At 41.8% G+C, this 11,794-nt stretch carries 12 protein-coding genes; 7 read left to right on the forward strand and 5 right to left on the reverse strand.

Features of this window, described 5'->3' with window-relative positions; genetic code table 11:
* Positions 1-116 precede the first annotated feature (116 nt).
* The 3 genes from BDE36_RS22955 to dxs form a co-directional block, all read right to left on the reverse strand.
* Positions 117-509, reverse strand: a complete 393-nt coding sequence (locus BDE36_RS22955) for an HIT family protein (protein WP_141816854.1) — start codon at positions 507-509, stop codon at positions 117-119.
* Positions 510-519: 10 nt separating this feature from the next.
* Positions 520-993: a transcription elongation factor GreA gene (gene greA, locus BDE36_RS22960; protein ID WP_141816855.1), complete on the reverse strand. Its 474-nt coding sequence runs from the start codon at positions 991-993 to the stop codon at positions 520-522.
* A gap of 166 nt (positions 994-1,159) precedes the next feature.
* Complete coding sequence (dxs, locus tag BDE36_RS22965) at positions 1,160-3,088, reverse strand: 1-deoxy-D-xylulose-5-phosphate synthase (protein ID WP_141816856.1); 1,929 nt, start codon at positions 3,086-3,088, stop codon at positions 1,160-1,162.
* Between the two features lie 248 nt (positions 3,089-3,336).
* Between dxs and BDE36_RS22970 the strand changes: the two genes are divergently transcribed.
* The 3 genes from BDE36_RS22970 to BDE36_RS22980 all read left to right on the forward strand — a co-directional run bounded on the left by BDE36_RS22970 (position 3,337) and on the right by BDE36_RS22980 (position 5,883).
* Positions 3,337-4,098, forward strand: a complete 762-nt coding sequence (locus BDE36_RS22970) for a segregation and condensation protein A (protein ID WP_170205942.1) — start codon at positions 3,337-3,339, stop codon at positions 4,096-4,098.
* Between the two features lie 19 nt (positions 4,099-4,117).
* Entirely contained in the window at positions 4,118-5,389 is a 1,272-nt protein-coding gene (gene glyA / locus BDE36_RS22975) for a serine hydroxymethyltransferase (protein WP_141816857.1), read from the forward strand.
* Between the two features lie 83 nt (positions 5,390-5,472).
* Entirely contained in the window at positions 5,473-5,883 is a 411-nt protein-coding gene (locus BDE36_RS22980; protein ID WP_141816858.1) for a response regulator, read from the forward strand.
* A 183-nt stretch (positions 5,884-6,066) separates the two neighbouring features.
* Here the strand turns inward: BDE36_RS22980 and BDE36_RS22985 are convergent, their stop codons facing one another.
* A complete protein-coding gene (locus BDE36_RS22985; RefSeq protein ID WP_141816859.1) occupies positions 6,067-6,765 on the reverse strand; it encodes a ComF family protein in 699 nt (232 codons plus the stop codon).
* Between the two features lie 10 nt (positions 6,766-6,775).
* Entirely contained in the window at positions 6,776-7,828 is a 1,053-nt protein-coding gene (gene rlmN, locus BDE36_RS22990; protein WP_141816860.1) for a dual-specificity RNA methyltransferase RlmN, read from the reverse strand.
* A gap of 259 nt (positions 7,829-8,087) precedes the next feature.
* On the opposite strand from rlmN, the gene BDE36_RS22995 reads away from it, so the two are divergent.
* The 4 genes from BDE36_RS22995 to dut all read left to right on the forward strand — a co-directional run bounded on the left by BDE36_RS22995 (position 8,088) and on the right by dut (position 11,794).
* Entirely contained in the window at positions 8,088-9,263 is a 1,176-nt protein-coding gene (locus BDE36_RS22995) for an amidohydrolase family protein (protein WP_141816861.1), read from the forward strand.
* Between the two features lie 241 nt (positions 9,264-9,504).
* Positions 9,505-9,786, forward strand: a complete 282-nt coding sequence (locus tag BDE36_RS23000) for an acylphosphatase (protein ID WP_128769966.1) — start codon at positions 9,505-9,507, stop codon at positions 9,784-9,786.
* A 33-nt stretch (positions 9,787-9,819) separates the two neighbouring features.
* Positions 9,820-11,334 carry an oligosaccharide flippase family protein gene (locus tag BDE36_RS23005; protein WP_141816862.1) on the forward strand — a complete coding sequence of 505 codons (1,515 nt, stop codon included), beginning with the start codon at positions 9,820-9,822 and terminating at the stop codon, positions 11,332-11,334.
* Positions 11,335-11,362: 28 nt separating this feature from the next.
* Positions 11,363-11,794 carry a dUTP diphosphatase gene (dut, locus tag BDE36_RS23010; protein ID WP_141816863.1) on the forward strand — a complete coding sequence of 144 codons (432 nt, stop codon included), beginning with the start codon at positions 11,363-11,365 and terminating at the stop codon, positions 11,792-11,794.

The raw sequence follows: 11,794 nt of genomic DNA on the forward strand, positions 1-11,794 counted from the left end.
CCTGCAAGCATAAATACGAGGCTACCTCAGGGTAACAACAAAAAGCAGAGGGAATGCCGACGCAAACTTTGCACCTGCATTCCTTCTGCTTTTCGGATTATTATGTGTTTGTGTGTTTAAAAGGCTGCCCGGATCTTTTCGGCAGTTTCCCTTAGTTCTTCCCCTGAAGGATGAAGCTTGGGTCTGGAGAAATTTATATCGTCCATCTGATTCATCGGAACAAGATGAATATGGGCATGAGGTATTTCCAGGCCAATAACTGCTACGCCTACCCTTTTGCAGGGGATTGCTTTACGTATTGCAACTGCTACTCTCTTGGCGAAAGCATGCAGGCCGAGGTATGTATCATCGTCGAGATCGAAGATATAATCTTCCTCCTTCTTGGGAATAACGAGTACATGGCCCTCAACGAGAGGATTAATATCGAGAAAAGCCAGGAAGCTTTCATCTTCGGCCACCTTATGTGCGGGAATCTCTCCTGCTACGATCTTTGAAAAAAGTGAAGCCATTTCCTTTAAATTATCGTGATATTTCTAAAACTTCAAATTCCATCTTACCTGCCGGTACTGCAATTTCCGCTTTATCACCAACAGACTTTCCAAGCAGGCCCTGCGCAATCGGCGACTTTACAGAGATTTTACCCGACTTTAGATCTGCTTCCGTTTCAGATACGAGCTGATAAGTCATCGTTGCTCCGTTCCTGGTATTTTTGATCTTTACAATGGAAAGGGCAAGTACCTTTGACGTGTCGAGTTTCGATTCGTCAATTAATCTTGCATTAGCCAGCGTATTCTCAAGTTTAGCTATTTTTGATTCATGGTGACCCTGTGCTTCCTTGGCTGCATCGTACTCGGCATTTTCGGAAAGATCGCCTTTATCACGCGCCTCAGCTATGGCTTTTGCAATCTGAGCACGCCCCTGTGTCTTTAAAAAATGTAGTTCCTCTTTTAATTTTTCTAATCCTTCTTTACTATAATAAGTTATCTCTGCCATATCTCAATTAATTTAATAGAAGTGTATAAAAAACAAACAAGACTACACCTGCATATGCGGAATAGTCTTGCCGTAATGGTACGAAGATATATCTACAATCTTAAAAAAGCAAATTTTTCAAATCATTAATTGGATCCGAATATCACTTATTCAAGTAAAAATAAACTTAGGATGCCATGGTTCTCGTGGTCACACCGACAACTATTTTTTTAACTGCATTTACAATAGAAAATGAATCGTATCCGCATTCTGCCCACAACTCAGGTTGCTCACCGTGTTCTATTATTTTATCAGGGATTCCTAACCTTATCACCCTGGCTGTATAATCATTATCCGCCATAAACTCCAGCACTGCGCTTCCCATTCCTCCCTGGATACATCCATCTTCAACCGTGATAACCTTTTTAAAGTTAGCGAACACCTCATGCAAGAGTTCTTCGTCAAGTGGCTTTAAGTAACGCAGATCATAATGTGCCGGATGAATGCCCTCTGCGTTTAATTCATGGCAGGCCTTTACTGCTTCATTCCCAATATGCCCTATCGTAAGGATGGCTAGCTCTTCGCCATCACACACCTTCCTGCCTTTTCCTACAGGAACCACTTTCATCGGCCTTCTCCAGTCAGGCATAACACCTGTCCCTCTTGGATAGCGGATAGAAAAAGGCCCCATATTGTCCTGCTGAGCTGTAAACATCAGGTTCCGCAGTTCTTCTTCATTCATTGGAGCCGAAACGATCATATTGGGAATGCATCGCATGTAGGCGAGGTCGTAAGCACCATGGTGGGTTGCGCCGTCGGCCCCGGCCATTCCGGCCCTGTCCAGGCAAAAGACGACATTCAGGTTTTGTATCGCCACATCATGTATCACCTGATCATAGGCTCTTTGCATGAAGCTGGAATAGATATTGCAAAAGGGCAGCTTCCCTCTGGTAGCTAAACCAGCCGAAAATGTAACGGCATGCTGTTCGGCAATGCCGACATCAAAGGCGCGATCGGGCATGGCCTTCATCATAATGTTTAGAGAACTTCCACTCGGCATTGCGGGCGTTACACCCATTATTGCAGGATTCTTCTCGGCAAGTTCCACTAGCGTGTGGCCAAAAACGTCCTGGTACTTAGGAGGCTGAGGCTTTTCAGCTTTAACCTTCTTAATTTCACCAGTGATCTTGTCGAAAAGTCCCGGTGCGTGCCATTTGGTCTGATCCTTTTCCGCAAGAGCAAAACCTTTACCTTTAACGGTTACGCAGTGTAGCAGCTTGGGTCCCGGAATGTTGCGAAGGTCTTTTAAGACTTTGACCAATTGCTTTACATCATGTCCGTCTATTGGGCCGAAATAACGGAAATTAAGAGCTTCGAAAAGATTGCTCTCCTTCAGTAAAGTTCCCTTGATGCTTTTTTCTATTTTCTTGACTACCTGAAGGGCATTCGGGCCTAGTTCGGAAAGCTTTGCAAGCACATGCCCGATATCATCACGGAACCGGTTATACTGCCTGGAAGTTGTGATAGCAGTAAGGTACTCTTTCAAGGCACCTACGTTTGGATCTATAGACATACAGTTATCATTGAGTATCACCAAAAGATTGGAGTTCTCGATGCCTGCATGATTAAGCGCTTCAAATGCCAGCCCTGCCGTCATTGCGCCGTCGCCAATCACTGCAACATGCTGCCTGTCTTTTTCGCCGTTATGATTCGAAGCTACGGCCATCCCTAATGCAGCCGATATCGAAGTAGAAGAATGCCCTACACCAAACGTGTCATATTCGCTTTCACCGCGCTTAGGAAAGCCGCTGATTCCTTTATATACTCTATTAGTATGAAAAACAGAACGCCGCCCCGTCAGAATTTTATGACCGTAAGCCTGATGGCCTACATCCCAAACGAGCTGGTCGTATGGAGTATTGAGAACGTAGTGCAAGGCCACCGACAGCTCTACAACGCCAAGGCTGGCACCAAAGTGACCTCCATTTACAGAAACCACGTCAATAATATACTGACGCAATTCTTTGCAAAGTCGTTCCAGATCGGCCTCACTAAGTTTCTTTAAATCAGATGGGTAGTTAATGTTTTCTAACAGTTCGCCCGCCTTTACTTCCATACTGTAGCAGCGTAAAATTTAAAACCACAAAGTAACTCAATAATATTTAGAAAATATTGTTTGCTACTCTTTTATTTAATATTCCTGTTACAAAATCAATATACGAATAATTTCCGTGCTTGAGAAGCAGCTTTTCTACCATTCAAACTATCTGAACCGGTAATAATCACAGTAAAATGTCAGCTTATCTCAATGCCTTCGAAGAACAGTTTTATAGATGAAATTAAATCTTTATTTTTGAGCCACTTGTGATACAGAATGATACTTTCGACATCAGACTACCCCAGTTTGAAGGCCCATTTGACCTCCTTCTGTTCTTTATTGAGCGGGATGAGCTTGATATTCATTCTATTCCGATAGCAAAGATCACCGACGATTTCCTCGCTTATATCCAACAAATGAACGCATTAAATATTGAACTCGCCAGTGAGTTCATTTTTGTTGCTGCTACTTTAATGCGTATCAAGGCAAGGATGCTACTTCCCAGACCAGATATGGATGAAAACGGGAACGAGATGGACCTGAAACGCGACCTTGTTCAAAAACTGTTAGAATATAAAAAGTTTAAAGCAGTTTCGGAAGAGTTTCGAATACTTGAGGACATGCGGTTTAAACAAGAAAAACGGGGAAATATAGCATCGGATCTTGAACTTATTGCTGAAACCTCCGAGCCGGGTGAAGAACTCTCAACTATAGGGTTATACCGCCTGATGCTCATCTATGATAAAGCAATATCCCGATATAAACAGCGTAGTACCGATGCTACGCATACCGTAGTACAGTATCCATATACTATCGAACAGCAGAAACGAATCATTTCTGAAATGCTCAGGCTTAATAAAAAAATGGATTTTTCAGAGATCGTAAAAAATTCGGAGAATAGAGTACATTTTATATACAACTTCCTTGCAGTTCTGGAAATGCTGCAGCAACAGCTGATATCCATACAGACAGGTCTTGGATTTAATAACTTTTGGGTAACAGAAAAACCGGAACCGGCATTTGAATAATTTTAACAATCAAATACTAATGAACAAAGACAACGTTGTTTTTAAACTCATCGAACAAGAGCAGGAACGCCAGGAAAGCGGCATTGAATTAATTGCATCAGAGAATTTTGTAAGCAAACAAGTAATGGAAGCCGCCGGATCGGTGCTTACAAACAAGTATGCAGAGGGTTTGCCCGGCAAACGTTATTATGGAGGTTGTGAAATAGTTGATGAGGTTGAAACTATAGCTATAGAACGTGCGAAAAAATTATTTGGCGCTGAGTGGGCAAACGTGCAGCCACATGCCGGCGCACAGGCAAACTCCGCAGTTTTTCTTGCACTCCTGAAGCCGGGCGATAAAATCCTCGGATTTGACCTTTCGCATGGAGGTCACCTAACGCATGGCTCTGCAGTAAATTCATCAGGCAAACTTTACTCTCCTCACTTTTATGGCGTAAGTAAAGAAACGGGCTTGATTGATTATAAGAAACTCGAAGAAGTTGCTTTAACTGAAAAGCCTAAACTGATTATATGCGGTGCATCGGCATACTCAAGAGAATGGGATTATAAATTCATTAGGGAAGTGGCTGATAAGGTAGGCGCGCTTGTACTTGCCGATATTTCTCATCCCGCAGGATTGATTGCGAAGGGACTTTTGGACAATCCTCTTCCGCATTGCCACGTAGTTACCACCACTACTCACAAGACACTCAGGGGGCCGCGGGGAGGTATGATCATGCTGGGCAAAGATTTCGAAAATCCTTTCGGGCTCAAAACTCCCAAGGGAGAGACCCGTATGATGTCATCGCTGCTTGATATGGCGGTATTTCCTGGTACGCAGGGCGGGCCGCTCGAGCACATCATTGCAGCAAAGGCTGTAGCTTTCGGCGAAGCACTGAGTGATGAATACGGAGAATACGCGCTTCAGGTGAAAAAGAATGCTGCAGCAATGGCAAAAGCGCTTACCGAAAGAGACTATCAAATTATTTCGGGCGGCACAGATAATCATCTGATGCTGATAGATCTGAGAAATAAAAATATAACTGGGAAAGTGGCCGAAGCTGCCCTTCAGCAGGCGCATATTACCGTGAACAAAAACATGGTTCCATTTGATGATAAGTCACCTTTCATTACCTCAGGGATACGTGTTGGTACTGCGGCAATAACTACCAGGGGTCTTAAGGAAGAGCATATGGTAAAAATCGTTGAATTTATCGACTCGGTTATCACCGACGCCAATAATAGCAGCAAGCTTGAAAGCATCAGAAACGAAGTAAAGTCAATGATGTCCGACTTCCCTTTATATAAATAAACTTTTACCATACAGTTCCGGATTTGGAGGCTCTGAATCCGGAACTAATACCTCTTTTCTTAATACTAACCACTTTTAAAAGGATGCCCTTACAAACTGACCCCGACAAACAACTTTCCGGAAATGTACTTATTGCTGAAGACAATGAGATAAACCGGTTTGTGATGAAAAAACTTTTAAACAAGTGGGGAATCACAAGCGACTTTGCTGAAAATGGTGAAATTGCGATTGAAAAAATAAAAAATGCGCGGTACGACGTCGTATTTATGGATATTCAAATGCCAATTCTGGACGGCATCAAGGCTACCCGAATCATCCGGGGAATGAACAATGGCGAGTTTAAAGATCTTCCAATTATCGCTTTAACCGCTACTGTAGCAAACCAGCAAATCGAGGAAATTATTGATTCGGGGATGAATGATTATATATCAAAGCCGTTTGCCCCCGCCGAACTCTTCGCTAAGCTGGGATCTATACTTTACAAGGAACTTTGAAAATACAGGAATATCGTGATGATGCTTAGAAAAGAAAAAGCCGGTTACCGTGGGGGTATGCCGGCTCTTTCTATCTAAATTAACGCTCTCAATTACTTATACTGTTAAACTCAAAAAAAGTTACTTTATTTTAATAAAAAGTTTAAAAATTTCACAATACACTGATATACAACCAAATACTTTTTACATAGTAAAGGCTATTGCGGCAATACTGATCCTCACTCCCGGAACAGACAGTAAGGTAAGTGCACAAGCTTCAACCGTTGCTCCCGTTGTTATTACGTCATCTACGATCAGTAAGTGCTTCCCTTGTAAGTTCTCCGGCCTTACGATATTAAAGGCACTCGTCATATTCTCCGATCTGAAAAATCTTGATTTTTTGGTTTGAGTACTGGTTGCAAGATTTCGCAATAGCGATTCAGAATCGACAGGAATACCTAATACTGTCGACAAACCGCTTGCAATACGTTCACTTTGATTGTACCCTCTCTTTCTCTCCCTGCTCTTATGTAAGGGGACAGGCACTATAATATCCGGAGGATCGATACTGATAAAGTCTCTGATCTGGTTCCCATAAGTCTGCCCCAGCCAATGTCCAACCTCCGGCTTATGATTGTATTTTAGCTGATGAATCAATTTCTGAACTTTAGAGTTCTGATAAAAGTACAGGCACGCCATTGCATATTCGAACGGAAATCTTCCCCAGAATTGTCGTGCTATTGAATTATCAGGCTGTAAATGGGAATTGGTGTAGGGTAAATGGAAACGGCATTCTGTACATACGACCGATTCATTTTTAACTAGCCCCCGACCACAGGCCGGGCATAATTCAGGAAAGAACAGCGAGACGAAGTCGCCCGCGTAATTCAATACTACATTCATTAATTACATGTCATGCTTTCTCTTTAATGGCCAGCTGACCACATGCGGCATCAATATCTTTTCCCCTGCTTCGCCTCACGTTGGTAATAATCCCCTGCTTCCTTAAATATACTGCAAAAGCTTCTGTCTTATCTTCTCCGGCATTTTGGAAAGAAGCAAACGAAATAGGATTATATTCAATGATATTTACTTTACAGGGCAGGTGCTTACAAAACTTAGCCAGTTCTGCTGCGTCCTGTAATCCATCGTTAAAACCATCGAAAATAATATATTCATATGTAACCGGGTTTTTCGTTTTTATGAAATAGTACTTAAGGGCCTCGGCAAGAGATTTCAATGTATTTTGTTCATTGATAGGCATTATTTCATTACGTTTTGTATCATTTGCAGCATGCAATGAAAGAGCGAGATTGAATTTTACCTGATCGTCGCCAAGCTTTTTGATCATCTTAGCGATGCCGGCGGTCGACACGGTAATCCGTTTTGCCGACATGTTCAGGCCATCTTCTGAAGTAATACGATCAACGGACTTCAGTACGTTAGCATAATTGAGCAACGGTTCGCCCATGCCCATATATACTATATTCGATAGCGGAATGCCGTAATTTTCGCGTGCCTGCTTGTCAATAAGCACTACCTGATCGTAAATTTCGCCCGGGTCGAGATTACGTTTCCGTTCCATATATCCGGTAGCACAAAATTTGCAGGTTAAGCTGCACCCTACCTGGGAACTCACACAGGCGGTCATTCGATCGGGTGCTGGTATCAAAACGCCCTCAATGATATTTCCATCTGAAAGCTTAAATGTATTTTTTATCGTTTTATCGGAACTATATTGGGACTGGTGCACAGTCGCTGCATTAACCGTAAACTGCTCTTTCAGCTTCTCCCGCAAGGCTTTAGGTAAATTGCTCATTTCGTCGAAGTCTCTCGCCGATTTCATCCACAACCAGTCGGATACCTGCTTTGCCCTGAAGCCAGGTTCGCCTGCAGCAATTAAAAACTTCTTTAGCTCTTCAACTGAAAGGTTTCGTATATTCTTTTTTTCAACAACCTCATTCACAGCTCAAAGGTAATTATTATTATTCTGAAAGACGCAGAAGTCGCCCTCTTTTACAATATACAGATATTAAAAAGTCGTTGGGAGGATGTGATGTATGTCTTATATTATTTTGCTTACCCGTCTGACTGAGGGAGATAGTGTCACATACACGACCAAACAAAAAAGGGTAAACAAAACAGCGTAAAATATTGTTTCGGTAAAAACTAAATTTTTTTTAGGTTTGACTAACAGGGGATGATGGGTTTTGGAAATTTCAATTATGGTAAACTATTATTCCGCAGATTACATTCTGCCAGTTACGGGGTCACCAGTCAAGAACGGAACGATTGCAGTTAAGAAAGGTTCTATACTTGAAATATATGAAGAAAACAGTCCTGCTCTGGCTGATAAACAAGTGCAGCGATTACAGGGAGTTATTGTTCCTGGCTTTGTTAACTGCCATTGTCATCTCGAATTATCGTGGCTCCATAACAAGACCCCTAAAGGTTCGGGACTAATCCCCTTCATAAAAGAGGTGGTAAAGACCAGAAGAAAACCGCCTGAGGAGGATCCCGCTGAGGCAATGGAAAGAGCCGACAGGATGATGTATAAAAACGGAATAGTTGCTGTAGGCGATATTTCAAATGTGATTGACTCAAAGGCGGTAAAGCAAAAAAGCCCTATATACTATCATACATTTGTTGAGCTGATAGGATTTGAGCCCGACCGGGCCAAAGACATATTTAGAGCCGGAGCTGACCTTTTTGAAGAGTTTAAGCCATTAAAAGCTTCTGTTGTGCCGCATGCTCCATATTCTGTTTCGCGAAGACTATTCAGATTTATGAGTAAGTTCTGTTGGGAAACAGGAAGTCTTTTGTCTATACACAATCAGGAGAGCGAAGAAGAGAACAAGCTTTTCAGGTATAAAAGCGGAGATTTCCTGGATTTTTACAGGGATTTGAATATTGATATTAGTTTTTTCAAAGCTCAGGCCAGGAACTCTGTACAAAGCTTTATTCCGCTGCTTCCTGAAAAGCAGAAGCTGTTGCTTGTACACAACACCTATACCAGCCTCAAAGATATTTACTTTATTAAGCGATCGGAGCGGGAGGTTACTTTTTGTTTTTGCCCAAATGCCAATCTTCATATTGAAAAGCGATTGCCTAAAATAGAAATGTTTCTTCACAACGATTTCAACCTCACTCTAGGCACAGACAGCCTTGCTTCGAATGATAATTTATGCATCCTTTCGGAACTAAAGACCCTTCATGCGGCTTTTCCATCTCTCGAACTTACAGAAACTATCAAGTGGGCCACAATAAACGGTGCAAGATTCCTTGAGGTTGACGAAAACTTAGGGAGCCTGGAAAAAGGGAAAAAACCCGGACTAAACCTGATAACTAAAATGAATGGGTTGTCGCTGACTCCGGAATCAGAAGTAACGAAATTGGTTTAGGGAACTAGAGTTAAAAGTGAAGAGTGGAGAGTTGAAAGTTATATATGTGTACGTTAAGCTGGGGGTTGTTATATAAAGCTAATTACTGAAGTGTAATTGCCAAAAGCCAACTGCTCAACTGCCAAACCCAAAGCCAACAGCTGAGATATCACTATTTTAGTTAATTTTGCAATTATATTACCTGCAAGGTCTGCGGTCAATTCTTATAGTTTTACAACCATTAAAGAAGAAGTGTAGTAAAGTGAAGCATTTGAATATTACTATAAGCGGGAAAGTGCAAGGCGTTTCGTTCAGGGCTGCAACAAAAGCTATTGCGGATCAGCTTTCGATAAAAGGATTGATTATCAATCAACCGGACGGCACAGTTTATATAGAAGCTGAAGGTGATTCCTTTTCATTAAATTACATGATCGAATGGTGTAACGAAGGTCCCGATAAAGCGGTGATCGAAAAAGTCGAGGTGGTAGAGGGTGAGCTAAAAAACTATCGTAATTTTGAAGTGGTAAAGAGGATAGCAGGCTAAACAGCTGCATGCGAATAAATAACAATCGTTAAATTGTCAACTTTAAAGAAATTTGCCGGACAAACGGCGATCTACGGAATCAGTACCGTTATATCCAGATTTTTAAACTTTATTCTTACCCCTATATATGTCGGTCTATATCCGGCAAAGGTGTATGGGATACTCACAACTTTATTTAGCTGGGCTTCCATTCTTAACGCTATCCTATCCTTTGGCATGGAAACCACGTTTTTTAGATTTTTAAACAAACATGGCAATAAGCGAAAGGTATACAGCAACACTTTTTTTACTGTAGCCGTTGTGGCAGTGGCCTTTACAATAATAGCTCTCTTTGCATCACAGGGTATTGCGCGGTGGATGTACCGTGAAAATGTAGCCAGCCTGGAAGATTACAAGATATTTATAAAGCTTTTCATCTGGATACTTTGTATTGACGCGCTGTCTGTTATTCCTTTTGCGAAATTAAGGGCCGACGGTAGGCCAATAAAATATGCCACCATAAAGCTTATTAATATTTCGTGCTTTGTAGGGATAAACCTGTTCTTCCTTTTTATAGTACCGCTGGCCATTAAGAACGGATGGCCTCTCTCATCCTTCTTTGAGCAATGGTTCAGGCATGCATGGGTCGGGTATGTGTTTATTGCTAACCTGGTAGCAAGTATTGTCACACTGCTGCTGTTGTTGCCGGAACTGCTTCAGCTGACTTTTGACATCGACACCAGGCTTATCAGTGAAATGTTCCTATACAGCTTTCCGGTACTTATTGCTAATCTGTCATTCATAATTAATGAGAATTCTGACAAGCTTTTTCTGGAAAAATTACTACCCGGCGATGTCGCCAGTACGCAGGTGGGTATATACGGCGCCTGCAGCAAAATCGCCATCTTCCTCAGTATTTTTATACAGGCATTCAGACTTGGAGCCGAACCCTTTTTCTTCAGCTACGCTAAAAACCGCAATGCTGGTGAAACGTATGCCAAAATAATGCATTACTTTATAATAGCCATCTCACTGATCTTTGTTGCCCTTGTAGCCAATATAGACCTGTTAAAATATTTCATTCGTTCGCATGATCCTGATCAGCGCATTTTATATTGGTCGGGATTACAGGTAGTACCGGTATTGCTGTTTGGCTATGTAAGCCTGGGCATTTACATGAACTTATCTATCTGGTACAAGCTTTCTGATCAAACGAGATACGGTTTATATATTTCGGGTATCGGAGCGATACTGACCATTGTTCTCAACGTTATTTTCATTCCGAAGTACAGCTATATTGCTTCGGCATGGATTTCGCTTTTCACCTACTTCACCATGATGGTACTGTCGTACATCCTGGGACAAAAGAATTATCCTATACCATATAATTTAAAAAAAGCGTTGCTATATCTTATATTAGCCATACTGACGGTAGTGTTATCCTTCAACGTATTTCAGAGGAACATCATCGCAGGAAACGTTCTTCTGGTGATTTTTGCTGCAATAGCATTTTTTAAAGAGCGAAAGGAACTTTTGCAAATTATGGGGAAAGGCAATGAACGTAGTTAACACAACGCACACCCATCTAAAATAACACATGAATATTAAAGTAATTAATCGTTCGGACAACCCAATGCCTGCATACGAAACGATACATGCAGCAGGAATGGATATCAGGGCTTCTGTAAATGAGGAAGTTTGTATTAAGCCATTTCAACGGGTGCTCATTCCCACTGGTTTATACATCGAATTGCCCGAGGGTTACGAAGCACAGATACGACCACGCAGTGGTTTAGCGTTAAAAAATGGAATCACTGTACTCAACTCGCCGGGAACTATCGACGCAGATTATAGGGGTGAGGTAAAAATCCTCCTGATAAATTTGTCAGATACGGATTTCATGGTACAGAACGGCGACCGGATTGCGCAGATGATCATAGCCAAACATGAACAGGCAGAATGGGTACAGGCTGAAATTTTAAATGAAACAACCAGAGGTACTGGCGGTTATGGACATACAGGAGTTTAA

Source organism: Arcticibacter tournemirensis, from assembly GCF_006716645.1.
Lineage (GTDB): Bacteria > Bacteroidota > Bacteroidia > Sphingobacteriales > Sphingobacteriaceae > Arcticibacter > Arcticibacter tournemirensis.